This window comes from Rhizobium sp. F40D2 (genome assembly GCF_051810745.2).
Classification (GTDB): domain Bacteria; phylum Pseudomonadota; class Alphaproteobacteria; order Rhizobiales; family Rhizobiaceae; genus Rhizobium.
Genome location: NZ_CM131436.1, coordinates 1,849,891 through 1,874,495, shown reverse-complemented (window position 1 = coordinate 1,874,495; position 24,605 = coordinate 1,849,891). Strand labels below are relative to the sequence as shown.

Annotated in this window: 24 protein-coding genes and 1 pseudogene; 12 read left to right on the top strand and 13 right to left on the bottom strand. The window is 61.8% G+C overall.

Annotated features, from left to right (window positions below; translation table 11 throughout):
• Positions 1–37 precede the first annotated feature (37 nt).
• On the bottom strand, positions 38–2,125 hold the full coding sequence (locus ACS4RS_RS09000; RefSeq protein WP_439011250.1) for a M3 family metallopeptidase: 2,088 nt from the start codon (positions 2,123–2,125) through the stop codon (positions 38–40).
• Between the two features lie 205 nt (positions 2,126–2,330).
• Here ACS4RS_RS09000 and ACS4RS_RS08995 point away from each other — a divergent pair, with 205 nt between their 5' ends.
• Positions 2,331–2,762 carry a hypothetical protein gene (locus ACS4RS_RS08995; RefSeq protein ID WP_439011251.1) on the top strand — a complete coding sequence of 144 codons (432 nt, stop codon included), beginning with the start codon at positions 2,331–2,333 and terminating at the stop codon, positions 2,760–2,762.
• Between the two features lie 8 nt (positions 2,763–2,770).
• Here the strand turns inward: ACS4RS_RS08995 and ACS4RS_RS08990 are convergent, their stop codons facing one another.
• Positions 2,771–3,412 (bottom strand): LysE family transporter, encoded by a 642-nt coding sequence (locus tag ACS4RS_RS08990; RefSeq protein WP_439011252.1) that lies wholly within the window; start codon positions 3,410–3,412, stop codon positions 2,771–2,773.
• A 248-nt stretch (positions 3,413–3,660) separates the two neighbouring features.
• On the opposite strand from ACS4RS_RS08990, the gene ACS4RS_RS08985 reads away from it, so the two are divergent.
• Positions 3,661–4,629: an EamA/RhaT family transporter gene (locus ACS4RS_RS08985; RefSeq protein ID WP_449313969.1), complete on the top strand. Its 969-nt coding sequence runs from the start codon at positions 3,661–3,663 to the stop codon at positions 4,627–4,629.
• Positions 4,630–4,648: 19 nt separating this feature from the next.
• Here the strand turns inward: ACS4RS_RS08985 and ACS4RS_RS08980 are convergent, their stop codons facing one another.
• Complete coding sequence (locus ACS4RS_RS08980) at positions 4,649–5,317, bottom strand: NrtR DNA-binding winged helix domain-containing protein (protein WP_439011253.1); 669 nt, start codon at positions 5,315–5,317, stop codon at positions 4,649–4,651.
• A 171-nt stretch (positions 5,318–5,488) separates the two neighbouring features.
• Here ACS4RS_RS08980 and ACS4RS_RS08975 point away from each other — a divergent pair, with 171 nt between their 5' ends.
• The gene (locus tag ACS4RS_RS08975; RefSeq protein WP_439011254.1) at positions 5,489–6,391 is read left to right on the top strand and encodes a hypothetical protein; all 903 of its coding nucleotides are present in this window, start codon (positions 5,489–5,491) and stop codon (positions 6,389–6,391) included.
• A 160-nt stretch (positions 6,392–6,551) separates the two neighbouring features.
• Positions 6,552–7,762 (top strand): annotated as a pseudogene (locus ACS4RS_RS08970) (adenylosuccinate synthetase).
• A gap of 57 nt (positions 7,763–7,819) precedes the next feature.
• On the opposite strand, the gene ACS4RS_RS08965 reads toward ACS4RS_RS08970, so the two are convergent.
• Positions 7,820–9,043, bottom strand: a complete 1,224-nt coding sequence (locus ACS4RS_RS08965) for an argininosuccinate synthase (RefSeq protein WP_439011256.1) — start codon at positions 9,041–9,043, stop codon at positions 7,820–7,822.
• Positions 9,044–9,218: 175 nt separating this feature from the next.
• Here ACS4RS_RS08965 and ACS4RS_RS08960 point away from each other — a divergent pair, with 175 nt between their 5' ends.
• Complete coding sequence (locus ACS4RS_RS08960; RefSeq protein WP_439011257.1) at positions 9,219–10,070, top strand: SDR family NAD(P)-dependent oxidoreductase; 852 nt, start codon at positions 9,219–9,221, stop codon at positions 10,068–10,070.
• 84 nt (positions 10,071–10,154) lie between these two features.
• Positions 10,155–10,796: a LysE family transporter gene (locus ACS4RS_RS08955; protein WP_439011258.1), complete on the top strand. Its 642-nt coding sequence runs from the start codon at positions 10,155–10,157 to the stop codon at positions 10,794–10,796.
• A gap of 17 nt (positions 10,797–10,813) precedes the next feature.
• On the opposite strand, the gene ACS4RS_RS08950 is transcribed toward ACS4RS_RS08955, so the two are convergent.
• From ACS4RS_RS08950 to ACS4RS_RS08930, 5 genes are all read right to left on the bottom strand, one after another.
• On the bottom strand, positions 10,814–11,608 hold the full coding sequence (locus ACS4RS_RS08950; RefSeq protein ID WP_439011259.1) for an ATP-binding cassette domain-containing protein: 795 nt from the start codon (positions 11,606–11,608) through the stop codon (positions 10,814–10,816).
• Complete coding sequence (locus ACS4RS_RS08945) at positions 11,605–12,483, bottom strand: ABC transporter permease subunit (RefSeq protein WP_439011260.1); 879 nt, start codon at positions 12,481–12,483, stop codon at positions 11,605–11,607. The genes ACS4RS_RS08950 and ACS4RS_RS08945 overlap by 4 nt, the downstream gene beginning before the upstream one ends.
• 121 nt (positions 12,484–12,604) lie before the next feature.
• Positions 12,605–13,558: an ABC transporter substrate-binding protein gene (locus ACS4RS_RS08940; RefSeq protein WP_449313950.1), complete on the bottom strand. Its 954-nt coding sequence runs from the start codon at positions 13,556–13,558 to the stop codon at positions 12,605–12,607.
• A 93-nt stretch (positions 13,559–13,651) separates the two neighbouring features.
• On the bottom strand, positions 13,652–14,878 hold the full coding sequence (gene rlmN, locus ACS4RS_RS08935; RefSeq protein ID WP_439011261.1) for a 23S rRNA (adenine(2503)-C(2))-methyltransferase RlmN: 1,227 nt from the start codon (positions 14,876–14,878) through the stop codon (positions 13,652–13,654).
• A 349-nt stretch (positions 14,879–15,227) separates the two neighbouring features.
• Complete coding sequence (locus tag ACS4RS_RS08930; RefSeq protein ID WP_003589764.1) at positions 15,228–15,737, bottom strand: invasion associated locus B family protein; 510 nt, start codon at positions 15,735–15,737, stop codon at positions 15,228–15,230.
• A 336-nt stretch (positions 15,738–16,073) separates the two neighbouring features.
• Between ACS4RS_RS08930 and ACS4RS_RS08925 the strand changes: the two genes are divergently transcribed.
• Positions 16,074–16,634 (top strand): sigma-70 family RNA polymerase sigma factor, encoded by a 561-nt coding sequence (locus ACS4RS_RS08925; RefSeq protein WP_439011262.1) that lies wholly within the window; start codon positions 16,074–16,076, stop codon positions 16,632–16,634.
• Positions 16,635–16,983: 349 nt separating this feature from the next.
• On the opposite strand, the gene ACS4RS_RS08920 is transcribed toward ACS4RS_RS08925, so the two are convergent.
• On the bottom strand, positions 16,984–17,376 hold the full coding sequence (locus ACS4RS_RS08920) for a DUF1232 domain-containing protein (RefSeq protein WP_439011263.1): 393 nt from the start codon (positions 17,374–17,376) through the stop codon (positions 16,984–16,986).
• 65 nt (positions 17,377–17,441) lie between these two features.
• Complete coding sequence (locus ACS4RS_RS08915) at positions 17,442–17,747, bottom strand: 4a-hydroxytetrahydrobiopterin dehydratase (RefSeq protein WP_439011264.1); 306 nt, start codon at positions 17,745–17,747, stop codon at positions 17,442–17,444.
• A gap of 157 nt (positions 17,748–17,904) precedes the next feature.
• Here ACS4RS_RS08915 and ACS4RS_RS08910 point away from each other — a divergent pair, with 157 nt between their 5' ends.
• Positions 17,905–18,387: an arsenate reductase/protein-tyrosine-phosphatase family protein gene (locus ACS4RS_RS08910; protein ID WP_439011265.1), complete on the top strand. Its 483-nt coding sequence runs from the start codon at positions 17,905–17,907 to the stop codon at positions 18,385–18,387.
• Here the strand turns inward: ACS4RS_RS08910 and thpR are convergent.
• Positions 18,294–18,887, bottom strand: a complete 594-nt coding sequence (gene thpR, locus ACS4RS_RS08905; RefSeq protein ID WP_012559245.1) for an RNA 2',3'-cyclic phosphodiesterase — start codon at positions 18,885–18,887, stop codon at positions 18,294–18,296. The two genes, ACS4RS_RS08910 and thpR, sit on opposite strands and share 94 nt — an antisense overlap.
• A 68-nt stretch (positions 18,888–18,955) precedes the next feature.
• Positions 18,956–19,600: an arylesterase gene (locus tag ACS4RS_RS08900; protein ID WP_439011266.1), complete on the bottom strand. Its 645-nt coding sequence runs from the start codon at positions 19,598–19,600 to the stop codon at positions 18,956–18,958.
• A gap of 72 nt (positions 19,601–19,672) precedes the next feature.
• Between ACS4RS_RS08900 and ACS4RS_RS08895 the strand changes: the two genes are divergently transcribed.
• The 4 genes from ACS4RS_RS08895 (at position 19,673) to ACS4RS_RS08880 (ending at position 24,598) form a co-directional block, all read left to right on the top strand.
• A complete protein-coding gene (locus tag ACS4RS_RS08895) occupies positions 19,673–20,380 on the top strand; it encodes an ATP-binding cassette domain-containing protein (RefSeq protein ID WP_439011267.1) in 708 nt (235 codons plus the stop codon).
• Positions 20,377–22,920 carry an FtsX-like permease family protein gene (locus ACS4RS_RS08890; RefSeq protein WP_439011268.1) on the top strand — a complete coding sequence of 848 codons (2,544 nt, stop codon included), beginning with the start codon at positions 20,377–20,379 and terminating at the stop codon, positions 22,918–22,920. The genes ACS4RS_RS08895 and ACS4RS_RS08890 overlap by 4 nt, the downstream gene beginning before the upstream one ends.
• 180 nt (positions 22,921–23,100) lie before the next feature.
• Entirely contained in the window at positions 23,101–23,829 is a 729-nt protein-coding gene (locus ACS4RS_RS08885) for a Bax inhibitor-1/YccA family protein (RefSeq protein ID WP_003567385.1), read from the top strand.
• A 211-nt stretch (positions 23,830–24,040) separates the two neighbouring features.
• Positions 24,041–24,598, top strand: coding sequence for a GNAT family N-acetyltransferase (locus tag ACS4RS_RS08880; RefSeq protein WP_439011269.1), 558 nt, complete (start codon positions 24,041–24,043; stop codon positions 24,596–24,598).
• The last annotated feature ends 7 nt before the right edge of the window (positions 24,599–24,605 follow it).

The following is a 24,605-nucleotide window of genomic DNA, read 5'->3' as shown; positions in this document are numbered from 1 at the left end:
GCCGCCATGCCGCACCGAAGCGTGTCATCAAATTGTCTTAGGCGTCGCTGCCTGTCAATTCCTCGAAGGTCGAAAGTCCCTTTTTGACCAGCATCGCATCCGGGCTCGGCAGCTTGCCGCGGAAAGCCTTGTAGGCATCCTCCGGATCGACCGAGCCGCCGACGGAATAGATGTTTTCCTTGAGCTTGCGCGCCATATCGCCGTTGAACGCGTCTCCCGTCTCCTCGAAAGCGGCAAAGGCGTCGGCGTCGAGCACCTCCGACCACATATAGGAGTAATAGCCGGCCGAATAACCGCCGGAGAAGATATGCTGGAAATGCGGCGTCGCATGGCGCATGACGATCGATTTCGGCATGCCGATCTCAGCCAGCACCTCGGCCTGCACAGCCATCGGGTCCTCGACCGCCTGGCGCGTGTGAAAGGCCATATCGACCAAGGCCGACGAGGTGAACTCGACGGTGTTGAAGCCGGCATTGAAGGTGCGCGCGGCCAGCACCTTGTCGAGCAGCGCCTGCGGCATCGGCTCGCCGGTTTCGACATGCACGGCATAACGCTTCAGAATAGCGGGTACCGTCAGCCAGTGCTCGTAGAGTTGTGAGGGAAGCTCGACGAAATCACGGGAAACGCCGGTGCCGGAGACTGAGGGGTAGGTGACATTCGAAAGCATGCCGTGCAGCGCGTGGCCGAATTCGTGGAACAGCGTGCGCGCATCGTCGAGCGACAGCAGCGCCGGCTTGCCCTCGGCGGGTTTGGCAAAGTTGCAGACATTGTAGACGATCGGCAGCTCGCCGTGGCGGCCGTTCTTCAGGTCCAGCCTATGCTGCGATTGCAGCGAGCTCATCCAGGCGCCTGATCGTTTCGAGCCGCGAGCGAAATAATCGCCGAGGAAGAGCGCGACCAGCCGGTCGTCGCGGTCCCTGATTTCAAACACCCTGACATCCGGATGATAGGCGGCCACGCCCTTCTTCTCGACGGCGTGGATTCCGAACAGCCGGCCGGCCACGTCGAAGCAGGCTTCGACGATCTTCTCGAGCTGCAGATAGGGCTTGAGCTCGGCCTCGGAGAAATCGAATTTCCGCGCCCGGATCTTTTCGGCGTAATGGCGCCAGTCCCAGGGCATCACCTCGTGGTTACGCCCCTCCTCTGCGATCAGCGCCGCGATATCGGCCTGCTCCTCACCGGCGCGTTTCACCGCCCGCGCCCAGACCGCTTTCAGCAGGTCGTTCACCGCCTCCGCCGTCTTTGCCATCGTGTTGTCGAGCTTCAGCTCGGCGAAATTGCCGTAACCAAGCAGGCGCGCCACCTGATGGCGCAGCGCCAGCGTTTCTCGGATAACGGCGCGATTGTCCGTCTCGCCGTCATTTTCGCCGCGCGCAACCCACGCCTTGAAAGCCTGCTCGCGCAGGTCGCGGCGCTCCGAAAAGGTCAGGAACGGCTCGATGATCGAGCGTGACAGCGTCACCGCATATTTGCCCTCTTCGCCGCGTTCGCGCGCAGCTGCGGCCATCGCGTCGCGCAAAAATTCCGGCAGCCCGTCGAGCTCGGCTCCAGAGGAAAGCACCAGGGCCCAGGCCTTCTCGTCGGCCAGCACATTCTGGCCGAATTGCGTGCCGAGGCCGGCAAGCTTTTCATTGATCGCTGCGAGTTTCTCCTGCTCGGCCTTCTCGAGCTTGGCGCCCGACTTGACGAAGCCTTTCCAGTGGCGCTCCAGCACGCGCGTCTGCTCGAGCGTCAGGCCGAGGCTTTCGCGTTTCTCCCAAAGCGTGTCGATGCGGGAAAAGAGCGCGGCATTCATGCCGATCTTCGAATAGTGGCGCGACATCTTCGGCGATATCTCCCGCTCCAGCGCCTGGATCACATCATTGGTATGCGCGCCCGCCTTGTTCCAGAACAGCGCCGAAACGCGTGACAGTGCATCGCCGGCTATCTCCAGCGCCGTGACCGTATTCTCGAATGTCGGCGTCTCAGCATTTCCTGCGATCTCGTCGATCTCCTGTTCATGGGCGGCAAGCGCCGCTTCGAACGCCGCGGCGAAATCGCCGTCATCGACAGCATCGAAACGCGGCAGGCCGTGAAGGCCGTCCCAAGTCACCAGCGCCGGATTGAAATCATGGGGAGAAGGCATCAGAGAATTCCTTTTTGGCACGCACGGGTTCGTCAATATAGGAGAGCTGTCGTAGAATTGGTATGCGGGAAGGGCCTTTTGCCTCGCCTGCAAAATCTGGTGGACAAAAATTGACGCGCGAAAATTAACCATTCGTTAACGATTGACGCGAATCACGAGCGGGCGCTAGTTTTCCCATGTTTCTTCCTGTACGGGAACATGCGCCATGGAAATTTTTTCTGTGCGGTCTTCTCAGAGTTTGCTATTTAAAAACAATCCTAATAACGCAAAAAGTTCGAAGACCTCTGATATTGAAATCGGGACCAGAGTTCCCGCCCCGGCCTCGTTCCAGATCGACGACAATAGTGATGAAGGTCCGGATTTCACCGCGGTCAGCGCTGGCGAATTGCGCAATTACGCGCGTCAGAGTTTCGACAGCGGCCTGATCGATCAGAGCACCTACGCAGCAATCTCCGAGCCGCTGCCGATGCATGCGATCGATCCGCTCGGCAACGTCATCGATCTCTCCAGCGTCACCGACGGCACCAGCTTCAATTTTCTCGATTATTACAAAAATCAGTTACAGATCGCCATGTCGATCGGCGATCCCGATGAAGTCCAGACGCTGAAATCGATCGTCAATTTCCTGGATAGCTGAACTCTAAATCAGGCCCTGCGCCAGCCGATGAGACCGGGTGTGGCGTGCCAGAGTGCCTGGGCGGCAAACCCCATGAAGAGGACGCCGGAGCAGCGCACGATCAGCCGCTCGTGCGCGCGATAGAAGCGGCGCACCGCGCCGGCGCCGATGACGCCGATCAGGATGATGTCGGCCGTCACGAAACCGACGAAGGACACGCCGAGAAGCATCGGCAACGCCTCGAAATCAAGCGCCCCGGCCGAACCCGCGACCAGTGCGGTGAAGGTGGCGAGCGCCACGGGATAGCCCTTTGGATTGGTGACGCCGAAGATCAGCCCGCGGCGAAACGGCCGCTCAACCACCACCAGAGCCTGTCCCTCTGCTTTCGGCTTGGCATTGACGGCGCTCCAGCCGATCCAGGCAAGGTAGAAGCCGCAGGCAAGGCCGAGCAGGTCGAAGACGAAGGTTCCGATCGTCTTCGCGCCGACGATCGCGATCAGCGCCAGCGACGACCAGATGAGGTCCCCGACCAGATGCCCCATCATGAAGAAAGCGCCGGCCTTGCGGCCCTGCCCGGCGCCGATGCCGAGCAGCTGCAGAAAGGCGGGTCCCGGAATGAGCACGTAGAAGAGCGCCGCCATAAAGGCGCCGAAGACCAGGGAGTGCGTCATGGAGATGCTCCGGAGGATGATTTGGCAGAGTAAGCCATCCCGGGCATCCGTCAAGGGCGGTTGAATGCCGATGAAAAGCGGCATGGATGAGCAGCGAGAGGGTGGTTCTCATATTCACCGGGTACCGGCCAGGACTTTCGGCAAGTAAATTTCACCCATTCGATCAAGGCTGTCTCTTGATTGCCAACCGACTGCCGGCGTCACCGAGGTCGAAGGCTAAGTGACGCAACGTCAAGCGGGTGAACATCATGGACAGACTCTTCTATGTCGGCGTGTCAGCCGCTCTGTTTGCGGCCTTTGCCTTTTCGCTCAACTTTGTTGTGCCCTTCATCATCGGTGACTATTCCACCTTTGATTTCGCCCTCATCCGTCATTTCGTCTCGGGTCTGGTCGGGCTATACATTCTGGCTTCGGAGAAGCGCGTCATGCGCCATCTCACGCTTCAGAACTGTTTACAGGCCATCTGGCTCGCCTTCATCGGATATGTCGGTTACTTCCTGACGGTGACGGGAGCAGCCGTCTTTGCCGGCCCCGTCATCGCTCCGGCCTTTCTCGGTCTGGTGCCGATCGCATTGATGGTCATTGGCAATCAGCGTCAGGGATCATTGCCATGGCGATCCCTTATGATGCCTTTGGCGCTGGTGCTGGTCGGCCTTATCCTCGTCAATGGCACGGCATTCACGGCTGAGGGATTGAACTCCGTCGGATCCTTGTGGGTTGGCGTGCCGCTGGCGCTCGCTGCCGTGGGGCTGTGGGTCTGGTTCGCTCTCGCCAATCACGCTGCACTCGCCGCCCGACCGGAAATGCCCTCCGGTGTGTGGTCGGCCCTGATATTGGTCGGGGGTGGCGTCTTGATGCTGGCCTTCTACCCTATCGGTGCCGCAATGGACCTCTTCCAGCTTCCAGCACTGGGATTCGGCTGGGGCGCCGCCGGCACCTTATATGTTTGGGGTGCATCTTTCGCGCTGCTGGCAACCCTAGGCGGCGTTTGGGCTTGGAACATTGCCTCACGGGGCCTGCCCGTTGCCCTGGCTGCGCAGCTGATCGTTTCGGAAACAGCCTTCGGTGTCCTCGGGGGACTTATCGTGCACGCTCGTTGGCCAACCCCGATCGAAGTCGCTGGGGTGGTTGTCCTGATCGCCGGCGTCGTTCTGTCAGTGAGGATTTTCTACGCTTGCCAATTTGCCCCGGGAAAGACATTGCTTGCGGCTGAGTGACCTGCTGGACGCTGGCCGCTCAAATTCTTCGATGGAACACAGCGACCGGCGTCTTCAGCCGATAGAGCGTCGTCGGTCGCCGGGCCCGCTCGGTCTGTCGTTTTTCGCCCTCGACCACTTCGAGCAGATCAAGATCGTTGACCTTGCGGCGAAAGGCGCTTTGGTCCAGCTGCTCGCCCATCACCGTTTCATAGATTGCCTGCAGTTCCGACATCGTGAAGACCTCGGGAAGCAGCCTTGCCGGAATGGTCGAGTAGGCGCCCTTGCCGCGCAGCCGCGCCAGCGCAGCGGTGACGATCTCCTGATGGTCGAAGGGCAGTTCGCCTGCGGCCTCGACCGGCCGCAATTCCAGAGGGCTGGCGGCGATCTTCAACGCTTCCTGCGGGACCAGCGCAAAATACGCGATCGATACCGACCAGTCGCGAGGATCGCGCCGCGCCGAAGCGAAGGTGCCGAGCTGTTCGAAGAAGATGCCTTCAAGCCCTGCCTTGGCCTTGAGGATGCGCCGCACTGTCGCCTCCGCATCGGCATCCTCATCCGTGTGCACATAGCCACCGATGAGCGCGGGAACGCCGACAAACGGCTCGGCGGACCGTTCCAGCAAAGCCACGCATAGTCGTCCTTCGTGCAGCGTCAGCAAGACGATGTCGACTGTTACGATCGGCCGCGCGAATTCAGGCTCTGCCATCCGTATCTTCCTGGTGAACGTTCCGGGAGTTGATATCGGCTAATCGCGAAAAACACAATTTGCAAATAGCAACTTGCAAAATGCACTTTGCAAGCCTATATGATTGCTAACGAGGGCAGCGGCCAGAACCTGCGAGCCTGATCGCCAAGGCAACAGCAAAGGAGTGATGCCATGGGTATGGGACGTTTCAGCACAACCGACTGGGCGGCCTACAATGCACGCCATGTGGATGGCCGCAGCCGGTCCGAAGTATTCGGCGCCACCGGCATCGACCCCCGGTTCGATCCGGCGCGCTTTGCGACGCGCGAGAGCCGCGACAGCGCGTACAATCCGCAATCGACCCCGATTATTCTCGCCTCGGATGTGACCGGCTCGATGGGCATGATCGCCCACGAGCTCATGCGCGGCGGGCTCATCACCCTGACATCGGAGATCTACGACCGCCGGCCGGTATCCGATCCGCATATCATGGTGGCGGCGGTAGGAGATGCGTACACCGATACGGCGCCGCTGCAGGCCACCCAGTTCGAGGCCGACATCTCGCTTGCCAGCCAGATCCGCGCCTTGTGGCTGGAAGGCAATGGCGGTGGCAATGACGGCGAGAGCTACAGCGCCGCCCACCTTCTGGCAGCCCTCAAAACCTCGACCGATGCCTTCGAAAGGCGCGGCCGCAAAGGCTATCTCTTCACCATCGGCGACGAGCCGGTTCACAACGGCCTGACCGCCGGCCAGATCGCCCGCATCTTCGGCATCGAACCGCCGCGCGGCCTGAGCGCCCGGGAATGCCTTGCGATGGCACAGAGATCCTATGAGGTCTTCCACATCGTCATCCGCGAGGGTTATGCAGCCGCGCGGCTCGACCGGGTGCTGGCGAGCTGGCAGCCGTTGCTGCCGGGCCGGACCTTCGTGCTCGATGGTCACAGGCGCATCGCCGAACTGGTGGTGTCGATCATTGAGATCACCGAGGGCCGGGATGCCGGCGAGGTGGCCGCCAGCTGGCCGGGTGCGGCGGCTGCGGTCGTCGCCAAGGCGATCGGCGAACGCCCGAAGCGGCGCCTGCTGCCATTCTTCTGATCCGGCTTCCCCGGGAAAGGTGCGAGGCGCTTTTCCCGGGGAGTTAAAGACAAAAAGCTGGAGCGGTTCAGAGCTTCCATAAAAGCTGAACCGCTCCGGCCCCATATCGTAGAGAACAAAAGCCCCGGCGCGCTCCGGGAACCATTTTGAGGAGCAGAGGATGAGCACTCGAGCACAGGCCGTGATCGGCGCGCTTTATGGCGACGAAGGCAAGGGGCTGATGGTCGATCGCCTTGCCGCAGCCGCGCCGGGGGCCGTGGTGGTTCGCAGCAATGGCGGCGCTCAGGCCGGCCACACCGTCGTCGATCCCGCCGGACGCCGTCATGTCTTCCACCATATCGGCTCGGGCAGCTTTGCCGGGGCCGCCACGCATTTCAGCCGCTTTTTCGTCGCCCATCCGATGCTACTGCTCGACGAGCTGGCCGATCTCGGCCAGTTCGGTGTGAAGCCCGAGATCAGCAGCGACCCGCGGGCGCCGGTCACCACCCCTTCGACGTCATCATCAACCAGGCCTTGGAGCTGGCGCGTGGCGCTGCCCGTCACGGCAGCTGCGGCCTCGGCTTCGGCGAGACCATCGAACGCAACCTGCGCCCGGAATTCGCCCTCTCGACCAAGGATCTGTTCCGCCCCGATCTGCACACCCGCCTTGTTTCGATCCGCGATGCCTGGGTGCCTCTCCGGCTGGCCGCGCTCGGCATCACCGCCCTGCCCGCGGAACTGGCCGGCGCGCTGGCCGACGACACCACCATCGCCCGCTTCGAGGCAGATTGCGCCGCCTATCTCGACCGCGTCACGCTCTGGCCCGACCGGCGGCTGTGCGAACGCGGCACCGTCATCTTCGAAGCGGCACAGGGCCTCGGGCTCGATCAGGACGGTGGCGACTTTCCCCACGTCACCCGTTCCAATACCGGGCTCGCCAACATGCTCGCTATCGCCGCCGAGGCAGGCATCACCGCGCTCGACGCAACATATGCGACGCGCTGCTACACCACCCGGCACGGCGCAGGGCCCCTCAAGGGCGAAGTTGCCGCACTCCCCGGCGTCACTGTCGTCGACCCCACCAACGCGCCGAACGAATGGCAGGGGCGCCTGAGGCTCGCCCCGCTCGATCTCGGCCTGTTGCGTGAAGCCATCACACGCGATCTGACGTTGGACCGCAACGATATCAAGGTGAGAGCCGGACTGGCGGTGACCTGCCTCGATCAGGCCGAGGATGGTTTTGCGGTGACGGATTGCGGAGAGGTGATGCCGCTTGATCCTGTCGAAGCGGCGTCCGAGATAGCCGATCTGGTCGGCCTGCCGCTGTGGGCCGAAAGCTGGGGACCGCGTCGCGGTGACGTCAGACTACGTGTCGATTCAGCCGCCGCGTAAAAAAGAGCCCGCGCGGCAATGCCGGCGGGCTCATATCCGGTGCGAAAGCGACCGTGACTACTTCTTGAGATTGCGCTTGCCGAGCGTGCGCAGACGCAACGCGTTGAGCTTGATGAAGCCGGCCGCGTCCTTCTGGTCGTAGGCGCCCTGGTCGTCCTCGAAAGTGACGAGCTTGTCGGAATAAAGCGACTTTTCGCTTTCGCGGCCGGTGACCATGACATTACCCTTGTAGAGCTTCAGCGTCACTTCGCCTTCGACATGCTCCTGGCTCTTGTCGATCAGCGCCTGCAGCATCTCGCGCTCCGGCGAGAACCAGAAGCCGTAATAGATGAGCTCCGCGTAACGCGGCATGATCTCATCCTTGAGATGGGCGGCACCCCGGTCGAGCGTGATCGATTCGATGGCGCGGTGCGCCGAGAGCAGGATCGTGCCGCCGGGCGTTTCGTAGACGCCGCGCGACTTCATACCGACAAAGCGGTTCTCGACGAGGTCGAGACGGCCGATGCCGTTGTCGCGGCCGTAGGTGTTGAGTGTGGCGAGCAGCGTTGCCGGCGACATCTCGACACCGTTGATCGAGACGGCATCGCCCTTGCGGAAGCCGACCTTGATTACGGTCGCCTTGTCGGGCGCGGCCTCAGGCGAGATCGTGCGCATATGCACATATTCCGGCGCCTCCTGAGCAGGGTCTTCGAGAACCTTGCCCTCGGAGGAGGAATGCAGAAGGTTGGCGTCGACGGAGAACGGCGCCTCGCCCTTCTTGTCCTTGGCAACCGGGATCTGATGCTGTTCGGCGAAGGCGAGCAGGTCGGTGCGGCTCTTGAACGCCCAGTCGCGCCACGGCGCGATGATCTTGATGTCGGGGTTCAGGGCATAGGCGGACAGCTCGAAGCGGACCTGGTCGTTGCCCTTGCCGGTGGCGCCGTGGGCGATCGCGTCCGCGCCCGTCTTGCGGGCGATATCGATCAGATGCTTGGAAATCAGCGGCCGGGCGATCGAGGTGCCGAGCAGGTAGACGCCTTCGTAAACGGCATTGGCACGGAACATCGGGAAGACGAAATCGCGCACGAATTCCTCGCGCACATCCTCGATGTAGATCTCCTTGATGCCGAGCATCTCGGCCTTCTTGCGCGCCGGCTCCAGCTCTTCGCCCTGGCCGAGATCGGCGGTAAAGGTAACGACTTCGGCGCCGAGTTCGGTCTGCAGCCACTTCAGGATGATCGAGGTGTCGAGGCCGCCGGAATAGGCGAGAACGACTTTCTTCACGTCTTTGTATGATGCCATGGTGATGAGGTCCGTTGCATAAAAGGCCGGCGAAAACCCGGTATCGCGGCACTTTTAGCGAGATTGGCGCGTGACGCAAGGGCAAGTGCTAAGCCGCCGGCGCGATAGCGTTGACAGCGCCAAAGCGGAGCCCATATTCGCCAACGTCCTAGCAATGATCGAGGAGGGGCTCCCCGTGACCAATATTCAAGACATTTTCAAGAAATCCAATGTTGCAGTCGTCACCGGCGGCGCCTCCGGCATCGGCCTGGCGGCGGCGAAATATTTCGCCGGGCGCGGCATGAGCGTCGCCATCGCCGATCTCGGCGGCAATCGGCTGGCCGAGGCCGCCGACGAACTCAAGGCCATTGCCGGCGAAGAAAATGTGATGGCGGTCGAGACCGACGTCGCCAGCCGGGACTCGCTGGAGGCGCTCGAACGCGCCGTGCTTCAGCGTTTCGGCCGCGTGCACGTGCTGATGAACAATGCCGGCATCGGCCCGGAAACCTCGATCTTCAGCCCGCAGGCGAACTGGGACCATATCTTCGCCGTCAACCTGATGGGCGTCATCAATGGTACCCGCACCTTCGGCCCGAAGATGCTGTCGCATGGCGAGCCCGGCCTGATCATCAACACCGGCTCTAAACAGGGCATCACAACGCCGCCCGGCAATCCCGCCTACAATATCTCGAAGGCCGGGGTGAAGGTCTTCACCGAAGCGCTCGAACACGAGCTTCGCAACATCGACGGCGGAAAGATCTCCGCCCATCTTCTGATCCCGGGCTTCGTCTTCACCGGCCTCACCAAGGGCGACCGCGCGGAAAAGCCGGCCGGCGCCTGGACGCCGGAGCAGACCGTCGATTTCATGGTCGAAAGCCTCGAGCGCGGCGATTTCTATATCCTCTGCCCCGATAACGACGTGGCCCGGCCGGTCGACGAACGCCGCATGGCATGGGCTGCCGGTGACGTCATCGAGAATCGCCCGCCGCTGTCACGCTGGCACAAGGACTACGGCGACAAGTTCAAAGCGTTCCTGGAACAGAAGTGATCGTTACTATTCCAAGGTTTGATTGGTAATTTTCTGGAAGCCGAGTGAGAAATCGTCGGATCTTTCCGGCTTTCAGAGTGTGCCATGGATTTCCTACCCAGCCTGTCGACGCTTCTCGCCTTCGCCGCCGCGACGCTGTTGCTCGCGGCGACCCCGGGCCCCGACATGACGTTATCGATCAGCCGTTCGCTGGCCCAAGGCAAGAAGGCGGCTCTTTTCGTCGTTGTCGGCACCAGCCTCGGGATCGTCGTTCACACCATGCTGGTCGCTTTCGGCATTTCGGCGCTGATCACCGCCTCGCCGACCGCCTTCCTGATCCTGAAGACCGGCGGCGCCGCCTATCTGCTCTGGCTGGCGGTGCAGGCGATCCGTTTCGGCTCGAAGCTCACCGTCGCCAAGGTCGAGGCGCAAAAGGGCACGGCGCTTGCGAACATCTCGTCGGGCTTCTGGGTCAATCTTCTGAACCCCAAGGTCATCATCTTCTTCATGACCTTCCTGCCGCAATTCGTCAGCGCCGGCGATCCGGCAGTAACGCAGAAGCTGCTTTTCCTCGGGTTTTGCTTCATCCTAATCGGCATGCCGGTCAATGCCAGTGTCGTCTTTGCCGCCGACTGGCTGGCCTCCTGGCTGCAGACCAACAAGAAGGTGTTGCGCGGCATCGACTATACCTTCGCCGGCGTCTTCTCAGTCTTCGCCGCAAAGATCCTGCTCACCCAGGCCAGATGATCAGCACGCTGTCGTTCTTATCCGATCAGCAAAGCATCGTCGTCGAGCGTCTGGCCGCGCATCTTGCGGAACATGGCGATCAGGTCCTCTACCTGCAGGTTCTTCCTGTTGTCGCCCGCGACATCGAGAACGATTTCGCCGCCATGCAGCATGATCGTGCGGTGGCCGTAGTCCAGCGCCTGGCGCATCGAGTGCGTCACCATCATCGTCGTAAGCTTTCGCTCGGTAACGATCTTCTGGGTGAGGCTCATCACGAACTCCGCCATCCCGGGATCGAGTGCTGCCGTATGTTCGTCGAGCAGCAGCACTTCCGAGCCCGCGAGTGTCGCCATCACAAGCGAAACCGCCTGACGCTGCCCGCCGGACAGAAGATCCATCCGGTCCTTCAGTCGGTTTTCCAGCCCGAGATTGAGTTCGGCAATCCGCTCCCGGAAATAGTCGCGCCTGCTGCCCCCGAGCGCCGGCGCAAGTCCGCGCCTCTCGCCACGCCGGGCGGCGAGAGCGAGATTTTCCTCGATCGACAGCGAACCGCAGCTTCCCGTCAGCGGATCCTGGAAGACGCGCGCAACCAGACCGGCGCGTGATGCCGTCGACTTGCGCGTCACCTCGTTCTTGCCGATCAGCACTTGCCCCTCGCTCGGCAGGACATCGCCGGCGAGCACGCCGAGCAGCGTCGATTTGCCGGCGCCGTTGGAGCCGATGACGGTGACGAAGGAGCCTTGCTCGATGGTCAGGCTGACGCCGTTCAGCGCCTGCTTCTGCAGCGGCGTGCCGCGGCCGAAAACGACCTTGATATCCTTGACGCTGATCATGATGCGGCACCTCCGCGAAGACGGGGAAGGATGAGCGCCACGGTGACCAGCACCGCCGTCACGAAATTGAGGTCGGACGCCTGCAGGCCGATGACATCGCTCGAAAGCGCCAGCTGGATCGCGATGCGATAGAGGATCGAGCCGAGCACGCAGCCGATCAACGCGATCAACAGGCCGCGGCGCCCGAGCAGCGTCTCGCCGATGATGACGGCGGCAAGACCGACGACGATGGTCCCCACACCCGAAGTGACATCGGCAAAGCCGTTCGTCTGGGCAAACAGCGCGCCGCCGAACGCCACCAGCGCATTCGAGATCGCCATGCCGAGATAGATCTGTCGGCTGGTGTCGACGCCCTGGGCGCGAGCCATCCGCGCATTGGCGCCGGTCGCCCGCATCGCCAGCCCGGCATCGCTTTCGAGGAAACGCCAGACCAGGATGAGCGCGACGATGACGAGAACGCCGACGAACAGCGGCCGCACGTAGAAATCGCGAAGGCCATGGCCGAAGAACGGGCTGATCATCGTATCGGCATTGATGAGGGCGACATTGGGCTTGCCCATCACCCTGAGATTGACGGAAAACAGCGCGATCATCGTCAGGATCGAGGCCAGAAGGTTGAGGATCTTGAAGCGCACGTTGAGCAGCGCCGTCACCATGCCCGCAGCCGCACCGGCCGCCATCGCGACCACGGCCGCAAGCCAGGCATTGACACCGGCAATGATCAGCACCGCGGTCACCGCCGCGCCGAGCGGAAACGAGCCGTCGACCGTCAGATCGGGAAAGTCGAGAATGCGGAAGGCGAGATAGACGCCGAGAGCGACGAAGGAATAGACCAGACCGAGCTCGACGGCCCCCCAAAATGCGATTTGGCTCAAGGCTTTCAGCCCCTTTTTGTTACCGTTCCGCCCGTCGCGAAACCGCAGCTTTTTAATACTTCAGCCGCCCCCGTGCAAACGGGAGCGGCTGAATGTGAATGGTCGATGGAACGACGACCGATTATTCGATGACTTTGTTGGCGCGGGAAAGCACGCTCTGCGGCAGGGTGACGCCCATCTTGGCCGCAGCCGCCTTGTTGACGACGAGGTCGCTGCCAGCGGCGGTCTTGACTGCGATATCGCCCGGGTTTTCGCCCTTCAGCACCCGCACGACGATCTCGCCCGTCTGCTTGCCGACATCGTAATAGTTGAAGCCGAGGGCGGCGACCGAACCACGCGAAACCGAATCCGTATCGGCGGTGAAGAGCGGCAGCTTGCTCTCCTCGGCAACCGCAACGGCGCCTTCGAGCGCAGAGATGATCGTGTTGTCGGTCGGGATGTAGATCGCGTCGGCGCGGCCGACGAGGGCGCGGGCCGCACCCTGGACCTCGGCCGACTTGGTGGCAGCCGATTCCACAACCTTCAGGCCGGCCTTTTCGGCTTCGGCCTTCAAGACGGCAAGCAGCGAAACGGAATTGGCCTCACCGGAATTGTAGAGATAGCCGATGGTTTTCACATCGGGCAGGATTTCCTTGATCAGCGCCAGATGCTCGGCGACCGGCGACATATCGGAAAGGCCGGTGACGTTGCCGCCGGGCTTGTCCATGTTCTTGACGAGCTGGGCGCCGAGCGGATCGGAGACGGCGGTGAAGACGACCGGAATGTCGCGCGTCGAGGAGACGACCGCCTGGGCCGAGGGCGTGGAGATCGGCACGATGACGTTCGGTTCGTCGCCGGCGAACTGGCGGGCGATCTGGGCGGCCGTCGCCGGATTGCCTTGCGCCGATCTGAACACGAATTTCAGGTTCTCGCCTTCCTTGTAGCCGGCGGCCGTCGGTGCATCGAGAACGCCCTTGCGGGCTGCATCCAGCGCCGGATGCTCGACGATCGCCGTCACGGCGACCGTGACGTTGTCAGCCTTTGCGGGCAGGGAAAGGGCCAAACTGGCGGCAAGAGCGAGCAGAATCGGGCGCATTTGTATCCTCCTGATTGATTTTGGCGGCACTATTAGGAAATGCGCATGCTTAAATCAATGCAGGAGAATTGTAGCGAGGATCAAACTTGCTGATCAGTCGTCGGCGCCGTGATTGGCGATCATCATCGCCTCGAAGGCCAGGCGCTCGGTTTTGCGCATGCGTTCAGACTCCGATTTCAGCTGGCCACAGGCCGCAAGAATGTCGCGGCCGCGCGGCGTGCGGATCGGCGAGGCGTAACCGGCCGAATTGATGAAATCGGCGAACTTCTCGATCTGCTCCCAGTCGGAACACTGGTAATTGGTGCCGGGCCAGGGATTGAACGGAATGAGGTTGATCTTCGCCGGCACGCCCTTCAACAGCTTGATCAGCCCCTTGGCGTCTTCAAGGCTGTCGTTGATGTCCTTCAGCATCACATATTCGAAGGTGATGCGCCGCGCATTGGAAAGGCCGGGATAGGCCTTGCACGCCTCGATCAGTTCCTTCAGCGGATACTTCTTGTTGATCGGCACCAGAATGTCGCGCAGGTCGTCGCGCACAGCATGCAGCGAGATCGCCAGCATGACGCCGATCTCCTCGCCGGTGCGGAAGATTTCCGGCACGACGCCCGAGGTGGACAGCGTCACGCGGCGCCTGGAGAGAGACAGGCCGTCGCCATCCGTGGCGATCAGCAATGCCTGCTTGACGGCGTCGAAATTATAGAGCGGCTCGCCCATGCCCATCATCACTATATTGCTGACCTTGCGGCCCTCGGCAGGCATGATCGTGCCCTGCGGCGCTTCGCGATCGGGGAAGTCGCCAAGCCGGTCGCGGGCAAGCAGCAGTTGCGACAGAATTTCCTCCGCCGTCAGGTTGCGCACCAGACGCTGCGTCCCGGTGTGACAGAAGGAACAGGTGAGCGTGCAGCCGACCTGGCTCGAGATGCAGAGCGTGCCGCGGCCCTCTTCCGGAATATAGACAGCTTCGATCTCGACCGGGCGGCCAGCACCCCGCGGGGGAAAGCGCAGCAGCCATTTGCGCGTGCCGTCGTTCGAGACCTGCTCTTCGACGATCTCCGGACGCGCGATGGTGAAATGCTGCTTCAGCATTTCACGCATGTCCTTGGCGACATTCGTCATATGATCGAAATCGGAGACGCCGCGCACATAGATCCAGTTCCAAAGCTGCGCGACGCGCATCTTGATCTGCTTCTCGGCCACACCCCTTTCCCGGAGTGCCGCCCCCATCTCCTCGCGCGACAGCCCGATCAAAGACGGCTTTTCCAAGCTGGCGGACGTGTGCGCCTGCGGCTTGCTAACAACGATCGCATCCATGACGGACATAGGCATTCATCCCGAATTCAAACATGTCCTGCCCCTGCGAGCCCGCACGCTTCGGGGTGAACCGGAAGACTTGCGGACGCATGACGGCAGATCGGCAAAAATTGAATGGCGGAACGGCGACTGATCGCGATCTATCCGCTGTTGGCGCGCCCTTTAGCATCATTTTGCCCGCACGTCACTAATGCATGTCGCCCGGAAGTGTGCAGCGGTTCCGGGATAACGACATGCATCAAAACAAAGAGCTAAAGCGCGTCGCATGAATCAAGTTTGCTGCGACGCGCTTTAGAGATGGAAAACAGCAAAGGCCGGCGCAAGGCCGGCCTCGTGAAACTCTGCGGCTCAAGACCGCTTACTTGCAGCTTTCGATCTGCTTCAGCGCTGCCGAGATGCCCGAGAGCGAATAGCTGTAGGAGGTGCCGGTGCCCTTGCGCGAAACGGCATTCACCGTCATCGAATGACCGGTCTTCATCGCCGCGACGAGGGCCGGTTCCTGGGCGGCATTCTCGACCCAGCCGGCCTTGTCCTTGGTGAACATCACGAAGGTCTTGTTGTCGATGACGACGTTGATCTTCGAATTTTCTTTCACCGTGTAGCCCATCATCGCTTGCGGCTCGTAGGAGATGTTCTGGCCCGGACGCTGCGAGACGATGAAGAAGTTGTCGCCGTGGTCGACGCTTGCCGGCTGCTTTGCCGTCGGAACCGACAATACGTAGCAGACGGTGCTGGCGCCCGACTTGTAGGAGTAGGCGCCCCATGCCTGGAACTGCTGGATGCGGTTCGGCGCGGCCTGCTGCGCTGCCGCAACTCCGGCCATGGCAAGGGTGAGTGCGAGAGCGGATACGATACTTTTTACAAACATGGATTCCTGCCGGTTCTTGCGATTCAAGGCCCGAAGCGATCATAGCGGGCGCCGCATAATCACGATCTGCTTTATTTTGACTTAATTCAGGTTACCAAATGGTCAACAATAGCTGCGATTTGTGTCTGCCTGTGTCATTTCAGCTCGGGTATCAATTTTCGCCCCTTTGACGGTATCGGCCGCGACATGGTGCCCCAATGGCACTGGCCGTCCGTTCGGCTGAATTTAAGACACAAAGATTCAGGCAAGAGTTTGACCTTTCCCAAATCCGTTGTACCTCAGTAAGACTTGGAAATCCGATACGAAATTATTGCCGCAGGGGGCTCGTGAGGGGACATGGATGCCGAGCAAAGACAGCGTTTCGCTGCCCTCGCGAAGGCCGTCGCCAGGGATCGCGACCAGCAGGCCTTTTCCATCCTGTTCGACTATTTCGCACCGCGGCTGAAAGCCTGGCTGATGCGCCAGAAGATGACATCAGGCGAGGCCGAGGAACTGGTTCAGGAGATCATGATCGTGCTCTGGCACAAGGCAGATCTCTATGATGCCACGCGATCCTCACTCTCGACCTGGCTTTTCCGCATTGCCCGCAACCGCCGCATCGACATGCAGCGCCGCATCAATGCCCGCATCTTCGACGAGACCGATCCAGCCCTGCAGCCACCGGCCGCAATCGGCGCGGACGAAATCATCGCCAATGACGATCGCGACGCCAGGATTCGCGCCGCCGTCGGCCAATTGCCGGAGGAGCAGCGCGACATGCTGCGTGCCGCCTTCTTCCTTGGTCAATCGCATTCGGAGATCGCCGAAGCGACCGGACTACCGCTCGGCACGGTGAAATCGCGGATCCGACTTGCCTTCGGCAAGCTCCGCAAGGTGCTGGAGCGCGAATTCGCCTAGAGCCTTTCCTGGTTGGATTGAAGCATTCTGTGCTCAAACGGAGTCGGATGGTCGACTGGCCGGCGCGCGTTGTAGCCCGGCGCTACGGCCAAGCCGGCCGGTCGATCAGCCGGCCCGTTTCAGCCAACCCTCCCGCAGATTTGCCTGGCAAATCTGCAAGACTTAGGAATCGCCGGACGCACTTTATCGCTTCGCCGTGGCGAAGCAGTGCGGCCGGTGGGCCGGGCATCTCTAGCCAGGATCAGAGACGATCGGCTCGGACGTACCTGGGGGTATGCCCTTCGCCAATCGCCTCTGCCCTGACGAAACCCTGCTCCGGCAGAATGCTTCAAGCTGACCGGGAAAGGCTCTAAATTGTTTTCATCGTTTCTTCGGTCCGGTCGGCCAGAACGCGGTCGGCCGCCTCGTAGTGGCCGGGGCGGATATGGCCACGCACCATGGCGAAGGCGGCCGAGAGCACGGCGATGTCGTCGGAAAAGCCGATGACGGCGAAAATATCCGGGATGATATCGACCGGCATGACGAAATAGGCGAGCGCTGCGAGCAGCACGCCGCGCACCTTCGTCGGCGTCTGCGGATCAAGCGCACAGTAAAACCCGGCAACGACATCGCGCGAGAACGGAATCTGCCGCACCGCCCGCCGGAAGGTCGGCCAGAATTTCTGCCTGACCGTCTTCTCCCGGCGGCTCTGGGTGTCCTCGTCGCCCGGCAACAGGATTTCCCCGAACTTGACCTCGTCCATCCCTTCCATCCTTTCGTCCCTGCGAACATATGGTGATGGCGCCCACGCATTCAATCGGCCCGTTTTCAACCGATGCGTCGCGCCGCCGCCTTCTCCATCGCCTTGGCGAGCTTGAAATCCAGCTCCGTCAGTCCGCCGGCATCATGTGTGTTCAGCGTCACATCCACCCGGGAATAGACGTTGAACCATTCGGGATGGTGGTTGAGTTTTTCGGCCGTGATCGCTGCCTCGGTCATGAATCCGAATGCCTCGATGAAATTCGAAAACTTGAATGTCTTCGATATCGAAGAAGCCGCTTCATTGAGCGCCCAGCCCGTAAGCCCGGCCAGTTGCGCCTCGACCGCCGTCCGTTCCAGTCTTTCCATTTTCATGCCATGGTCCTCTCATCCGCCGACAGGTTTACCGATGAAACGCATCAGCATCCTCTTCGTTTGCATGGGCAATATATGCCGTTCTCCCTAGAACAGGATGATTTTAGGCCGGGTCGGCCTAAAATCTGAATCCTGTTCTATATTATAAAGTTAGAGCATGATGTCGCCCGAAAACCGCTTACACTTTTCGGCTCTGGCGGAAGGAATTTTCAGCCATCTGGTCGCCGAAGCTGGCCTGACCGGCCGTTTCACGGTCGATTCCGCCGGCATTGGCGGCTGGCATGAAGGTGAGCCGCCCGACCGGCGGTCGATTGCCACCGCCCAAAACCACGGCATCGATATTTCGGGGCAGCGTGCCCGCCGAATCCGCTCCAGCGATTTCAGGGATTTCGATCTGATCCTTGCGATGGACCGCGACAACCTGACGGCGCTCGAGAAGATCGCCCCGCCTGAGGCGAGCATCCGCCTGTTCGCCGATATCGCACTTAGAACGGGGGAGGATATTCCCGATCCCTATTATGGCGGCCCGGCAGGTTTCGAGCTGGTCTACACCAGGCTCTTGACCGGCTGCAGCAGCCTGCTCGAAGCGCTGGGCGCCGAGCGCGCCTCGTGCAGCGGGAACACTTCCTCGGTGAGATAGGGGCCGCCGCCGACCGATTCGCGCGACGACAGCAGCACGAAGCGCGGCGCCGTGAAGGTCGACGTGTGGAAGTTGCCGCGTCCGGCCAGATATTGCACGACATCGTCGAGCCGCGACGATTTGAGCCGCGCCAGCGTCACATGCGGCATGAATTTGCGCGGATCCGGCGGCAGGCCGATGCGCTGGCAGATCCGCTCGATCTCACCCTGCAGGGCGTACATCTCCGGCGATTGCGAGACGCCGGCCCAGACTGAATGCGGTTTCTTCGAGCCGAAGGAACCGATGCCTTCGAGCCGGAACTGGAATTCCGGCCGATCGATCCGGTCAAGGCGTTCTACGATTTCATCGGCCGTGCGGCCGTCGACATCACCGATGAAGCGCAGGGTGATGTGGTAATTCTCCACATCGATCCATCGTGCTCCGGGGAGGCCACCGCGCAGCAATGAAAGGCTCATCGCCGCATTGCGCGGAATTTCGAGGGCGGTAAACAGTCTCGGCATAACGAGCACTCCCCGAATCTTTTGCAGGTGCTTACACGGAATCATGCAATCAATGACCGCGCAAGCCCCTATTTCTTCACAGTAGAAATCGTTCCGACGAAATTTGTGACATCGGCTTCCATCTTCCCGACCATGACATCCACGCCCTTCGCATTCGGATGCATCCCGTCGTCGAGTTTCAGCCCCGCGTCGAGCGCCACGCCGTCGAGGAAGAAGCCATACAGCGGAACTCCGTGTTTTTCCGAAAGCTTCCGGTAGATCGGATTGAAGCGTGCGGCATAATCCGCCCCCATATTCGGCGGCGCCATCATGCCGACGAGCAGCACGGCGATGCCACGCTCTTTCAGCCGGCCAATCATCTGGTCGAGATTCTTCTCGCTTTCTTCAGGCGGAATGCCGCGCAGCGCATCGTTGGCGCCGAGTTCGAGGATGACGCCGTCGGTGCCGTCGGGTATCGACCAGTCGATCCGCGCAAGCCCACCTGTCGTCGTGTCGCCGGAGACCCCGGCATTGGCAATGGCGACGTCGAGCCCCTTCGCCTTCAGCGCCGTCTGCAGCTTTTCCGGAAAGCCGTCGCCGGGCGGCAATTGGTAGCCCGCCATCAAACTGTCCCCAAAACCGACGAGGTTGATCGTCCGGGCATCGGCTGCAGCGGCAAAGATCAACGAGGCGGCAATGACGGTGAATTGAAGCGCGGCAACTTTAAATCTCATTCTGGCTTCCCTAGATTGGCAAAGTGCCGTTATGCGGCTGTTTCGTTATGGATTTATATAGGGCGATTTCTGTTGGCTAAAACCATCATCGAGTTGAAGGGCGCCGATCTGACGCTTGGCAGCGCGGCCGCTTCCGTGCATGTGCTGAAGGGCATCTATCTCGATATCGCGTCAGGCGAATCCGTCGGCATCGTCGGCCCGTCCGGATCCGGCAAGTCGACCCTGCTTATGGTGCTTGCCGGGCTGGAGAAGCTCGACAGCGGCGAAATCAATATCAACGACACGCCGATCCACGCGCTGAGCGAGGATCAGGTGGCCGATTTCCGCGGCCGCAACATCGGCATCGTCTTCCAGTCCTTCCACCTGATCGCCAACATGACGGCGCTGGAAAACGTCGCCGTGCCGCTCGAGCTCGCCAAGGTCGGCAACGCCTTCGAGATCGCCCATCGCGAGCTGAAGTCGGTCGGCCTCGGTGAACGGCTGAACCACTATCCCGGCCAGCTTTCCGGCGGCGAACAGCAGCGCGTGGCGATCGCCAGGGCGCTCGCCCCCTCGCCCGCCCTGCTGATCGCCGACGAGCCCACAGGCAATCTCGACACCGAGACCGGCCGCCAGATTTCCGACCTGCTGTTTTCCAAGCAGGCCGAACGCGGCATGACCCTGCTTCTTGTTACCCACGACGTCTCGCTGGCAAACCGCTGCTCGCGCCAGATCCGTGTCCGTTCCGGCCGGATCGAAGGCGACAGCACCGCCCGCCATAGCGAGGCGGCGATCGCATGAGCATCGTCACGCCGCGCGTTTCGCTCGCTTTTCGCCTGGCGCTCCGCGAGCTGCGCGGCGGCATTCGCGGCTTCTATATCTTCCTCGCCTGCATCGCGCTCGGCACCGGCGCCATCGCCGCCGTCAATTCCGTCTCGCAGTCGATCACCGATACGATCGCCTCTCAGGGGCAGGAGCTGCTGGCCGGCGACGTCCGTTTCGAACTCAACAACCGCGAAGCGACGCCTGAGGAAATGGCTTTCCTCGAAGGCCTCGGCACCGTTTCGGTGTCGACCGGCCTGCGCTCGATGGCCCGCAAGCCTGACGGTTCCGATCAGGCACTCGTCGAGGTCAAGGCGGTCGACGACGCCTACCCGCTCTACGGCAGCTTCGTGGCCGAGCCGGACTATCCGATCGCAGCCCTGCTTTCGGGCCAAGGCGGCACCTATGGCGCCGTCGCAGCCCCGCTGCTTCTCGATCGGCTCGGGCTTGCGGTCGGCGATGAATTGCTGCTCGGCAATGTCAAGCTCAGCATCACCGCTACCGTCAAAACCGAGCCGGACGCGCTGTCGGAAGGTTTCGGCTTTGCGCCGCGTCTACTGGTCAGCCGCCGAGCACTCGAAGCCTCCGGGCTGATCCAGACGGGAAGCCTGGTCGAGCATGCCTACAAGATCCGGCTGGAAGACAAGGGCGCGATGTCGGGCATCCAGGCGCGCGCCGCCAAGGAATTTCCCTCCGCCGGCTGGGCTGTTCGCACCAGCGACCGCGCCGCCCCCTCGCTCACCGAAAACATCACCCGCTTCTCGCAGTTCCTGACGCTGGTCGGCCTCACGGCGCTGATCGTTGGCGGCGTCGGCGTCGCCAATGCGGTGCGCGCCTTCCTCGATGCCAAGCGCACCACCATCGCAACCTTTAAATGTCTCGGTGCGCCGGCGCAGGTCGTCGTTCTGATCTATCTCTTCCAGATCGCCATCATCGCGCTTGGCGGCATCATGATCGGCCTTTTCATCGGCGCCCTGTCGCCGATCTTCGCTGCCCAGTTTCTGGCGCAGTTCCTGCCGGTCTCGACGGCGCTGACGCTTTATCCCGGCGCCCTGCTGCTGGCGACGCTCTTCGGTATCCTGACGACGCTCGCCTTCGCCATCCTGCCGCTCGGCCATGCCCGCGAAGTGCCGGCGACCGCGCTTTTCCGCGAGCAAGGCTTCGAGGCCCGCCGCCTTCCCTCCTGGCCCTATATCCTGCTGGCCACGCTGTTCATGGCCGCCCTTGCCGGCCTTGCCATCCTCACCGCCTATGACCGCTTCATCGCCGTCGTCTTCGTCGGCGCAATCGTCTTCGCCTTCGTCGTGCTGCGCCTGGTCGCAGCAGCGATCGCCTGGCTCGCGCGCCGCAGCCCGCGGGTCAACTCGCCGGCACTGCGGCTTGCGATCGGCAACATCCACCGCCCCGGCGCGCTGACGCCCTCGGTCGTGCTCTCGCTCGGCCTCGGCCTGGCATTGCTGGTCACGCTGACCCTGATCGACGGAAACCTGCGCCAGCAGCTGACCGGCCGCATGAACGAGGGCGCGCCGAACTTCTTCTTCGTCGATATCCAAAGCGCCGAGGTCGACGCATTCCGTGCTCTCGTCCAGGCACAGGCGCCAAAGGGCAGGCTGATGGAAGTGCCGATGCTGCGCGGCCGGATCGTCGCCTTCAACGGCGAGGACGTCAGCAGGATGAACGTGCCGGCCGCCGGTCGCTGGGTGCTGAACGGCGATCGCGGCATCACCTACGCCGACACCCTGCCGGAAAATGCCGCGCTCACCGAAGGCAGCTGGTGGGACAAGGATTACAGCGGCGAGCCGCTCGTCTCCTTCTCCGCGGAAGAGGCGCACGAACTCGGCCTGAAGATCGGCGACAAGATTACCGTCAACGTGCTCGGCCGCAACATCACCGCGAAGATCGCCAATCTGCGCCGCGTCCAATGGGAATCGCTGTCGATCAACTTCGTCATGGTCTTCTCGCCGAATACATTCCGCGGCGCCCCGCACGCGTGGCTGGCGACCCTGACCGATCCCGCCTCGACACCAGCCGAAGATGCGGCGATCCTGAAATCCATCACCAACACCTATCCGACGATCACCAGCATCCGCGTCAAGGACGCGATCGACATCGTCAACCAGCTGGTGGCGCAGCTTGCGACCGCAATCCGCGCCGCGGCCTCCGTCGCCCTCATCGCCTCGATCCTCGTCCTTGCCGGGGCGCTTGCCGCCGGAAACCGCGCCCGCACCCACGACGCGGTGGTGCTGAAGACGCTCGGCGCCACCCGCGCCATGCTGATCTGCGCCTTCAGCTACGAATATCTGATCCTTGGGCTGGCGACCGCGATCTTCGCGCTGATGGCCGGCGGCGTTGCCGCCTGGTTCATCGTCGCCCGCATCATGCGCCTGCCTTCGACCTTCCTGCCCGATGTGGCGGGACTGACGCTGGTCACCGCGCTCGTCCTCACCGTCGGCATTGGCCTCATCGGCACGTGGCGCATCCTCGGGCAGAAGGCGGCACCCGTCCTGCGCGAGCTTTGACCGCATAGGGCGCCTCAAACCCTTCACCTTACGGCGATTTAACCGGCCGGGCCTTTGCAACCCTCTTGTTTGCGAAGGGCGAAAGCCTCATATTGTCTGCAGGCATGCTGGAGCTCCGCAGCGGCGCCCGGGTCGAAAACCCCGACACCGTATCTCCATCGGAGCTTGTAAGAGGAAACTATGGCTGACCTTCGTAACTATCAAAGCCGCGCTCAGACCGGCGAGATGATTGATCAAGGCCTGCGCGCCTATATGCTCAAGGTTTACAACCTGATGGCGCTGGGTCTGGCGATCACCGGTGTGGCCGCATATCTCGGATTCAACTTCGCAGTTCAGGACGGCCAGCTCACCCAGTTCGGCGTGCTCCTGTTCCAGTCGCCCTTGCGCTGGGTCGTGATCCTTGCGCCCCTTGCGGCAGTCTTCTTCTTGAGCTTCCGCATCAATAGCATGAGCGTGGCCGCCGCACAGACGACCTTCTGGGTCTATGCCGCGCTGGTCGGCCTGTCGCTCTCGTCGATCTTCCTGGTCTACACCGGCCAGAGCGTCGTTCAGACCTTCTTCGTCACTGCCGCCTCCTTCGGCGCGCTGTCGCTTTACGGCTATACGACGAAGCGTGACCTGTCGGCGATGGGCTCGTTCCTGATCATGGGTCTTTTCGGCCTGATCATCGCTTCGATCGTCAACATCTTCCTGGCCTCGTCGGCCATGCAGTTTGCGATCTCGGTGATCGGCGTTCTGATCTTCGCCGGCCTCACCGCCTACGACACGCAGCGGATCAAGGAATTGTACCTGGAAGCCGATGACGTTGCCGTGGCCGGCCGCAAGGCGATCATGGGTGCGCTGACGCTCTATCTCGACTTCATCAACCTCTTCATGTTCCTGCTGCAGTTCATGGGCAACCGCAAATAAGCAGGCAGACTAAGGCGAAAAGGCGGCTTCGGCCGCCTTTTTTGTTGCGCTGATTTTCCTCGGATGGTTTTAAAGCGTGTCGCGCAAAAGTGTGCTGCGGTTTTGCGGCAACGACACGCGCAAAAACAAAGACCTAAAGCGCTAGGAGCAGATCTGAAAGATCGCGACGCGCTTTAGGAGAGCCTTGCCCTCCTAGTGGACCCGCCATCGAATGTCCTTTCTCCTGCGCGATGCGTTGCAAGCCGATATTCCCGCCATTACCGGTATCTACCGGGAATCCGTTCTGAACGGCACGTCGAGCTACGAGATCACCCCGCCCTCTGAGGCCGAGATGGCGCAGCGTTTTGCGGCGATCGTCGGCCAGCAATATCCCTATATCGCCGCAGCCGGTGCGGGTGGAGGCCTGCTCGGTTATGCCTATGCCTCGGCCTTTCGCGTCCGCCCGGCCTATCGATGGATGGTCGAGGATTCGATCTATCTGGCGCCCGAAGCCCGTGGCCGCGGCATCGGCAAAGCGCTGATGGCCGAGCTGATCGACCGCAGCACAAGTCTCGGTTTTCGTCAGATGATCGCCGTCATCGGCGGCGCCAGCCCCGCCTCGATCGCGCTTCATCTCAAGGCAGGCTTCGTGGAGGTCGGCCTGATGCGGGGCGCCGGCTACAAGCACGGCCGCTGGCTGGATACGATGCTCATGCAGCGTTCCCTCGGAGAGGGCATGACGACCGATCCGGATCCCTCCGCCTATCCCGGCACGCTGTTTGCCGGCTGATGCATGT

Coding starts and splice junctions, on each gene's coding strand:
- ACS4RS_RS08925 (WP_439011262.1), top strand. CDS start 16,074: ATGGATGCCGAGCAAAGACAGCGTTTCGCTGCCCTCGCGAAGGCCGTC.
- ACS4RS_RS08900 (WP_439011266.1), bottom strand. CDS start 19,600: ATGAGATTTAAAGTTGCCGCGCTTCAATTCACCGTCATTGCCGCCTCG.
- ACS4RS_RS08985 (WP_449313969.1), top strand. CDS start 3,661: ATGGACAGACTCTTCTATGTCGGCGTGTCAGCCGCTCTGTTTGCGGCC.
- ACS4RS_RS08880 (WP_439011269.1), top strand. CDS start 24,041: ATGTCCTTTCTCCTGCGCGATGCGTTGCAAGCCGATATTCCCGCCATT.
- ACS4RS_RS08965 (WP_439011256.1), bottom strand. CDS start 9,043: ATGGCATCATACAAAGACGTGAAGAAAGTCGTTCTCGCCTATTCCGGC.
- ACS4RS_RS08940 (WP_449313950.1), bottom strand. CDS start 13,558: ATGCGCCCGATTCTGCTCGCTCTTGCCGCCAGTTTGGCCCTTTCCCTG.
- thpR (WP_012559245.1), bottom strand. CDS start 18,887: ATGCCGAGACTGTTTACCGCCCTCGAAATTCCGCGCAATGCGGCGATG.
- ACS4RS_RS08955 (WP_439011258.1), top strand. CDS start 10,155: ATGGATTTCCTACCCAGCCTGTCGACGCTTCTCGCCTTCGCCGCCGCG.
- ACS4RS_RS08990 (WP_439011252.1), bottom strand. CDS start 3,412: ATGACGCACTCCCTGGTCTTCGGCGCCTTTATGGCGGCGCTCTTCTAC.
- ACS4RS_RS08885 (WP_003567385.1), top strand. CDS start 23,101: ATGGCTGACCTTCGTAACTATCAAAGCCGCGCTCAGACCGGCGAGATG.
- ACS4RS_RS08920 (WP_439011263.1), bottom strand. CDS start 17,376: ATGGACGAGGTCAAGTTCGGGGAAATCCTGTTGCCGGGCGACGAGGAC.
- ACS4RS_RS08890 (WP_439011268.1), top strand. CDS start 20,377: ATGAGCATCGTCACGCCGCGCGTTTCGCTCGCTTTTCGCCTGGCGCTC.
- ACS4RS_RS08975 (WP_439011254.1), top strand. CDS start 5,489: ATGGGTATGGGACGTTTCAGCACAACCGACTGGGCGGCCTACAATGCA.
- ACS4RS_RS08915 (WP_439011264.1), bottom strand. CDS start 17,747: ATGAAAATGGAAAGACTGGAACGGACGGCGGTCGAGGCGCAACTGGCC.
- ACS4RS_RS08950 (WP_439011259.1), bottom strand. CDS start 11,608: ATGATCAGCGTCAAGGATATCAAGGTCGTTTTCGGCCGCGGCACGCCG.
- ACS4RS_RS08930 (WP_003589764.1), bottom strand. CDS start 15,737: ATGTTTGTAAAAAGTATCGTATCCGCTCTCGCACTCACCCTTGCCATG.
- ACS4RS_RS08995 (WP_439011251.1), top strand. CDS start 2,331: ATGGAAATTTTTTCTGTGCGGTCTTCTCAGAGTTTGCTATTTAAAAAC.
- rlmN (WP_439011261.1), bottom strand. CDS start 14,878: ATGTCCGTCATGGATGCGATCGTTGTTAGCAAGCCGCAGGCGCACACG.
- ACS4RS_RS08910 (WP_439011265.1), top strand. CDS start 17,905: ATGATGTCGCCCGAAAACCGCTTACACTTTTCGGCTCTGGCGGAAGGA.
- ACS4RS_RS08980 (WP_439011253.1), bottom strand. CDS start 5,317: ATGGCAGAGCCTGAATTCGCGCGGCCGATCGTAACAGTCGACATCGTC.
- ACS4RS_RS09000 (WP_439011250.1), bottom strand. CDS start 2,125: ATGCCTTCTCCCCATGATTTCAATCCGGCGCTGGTGACTTGGGACGGC.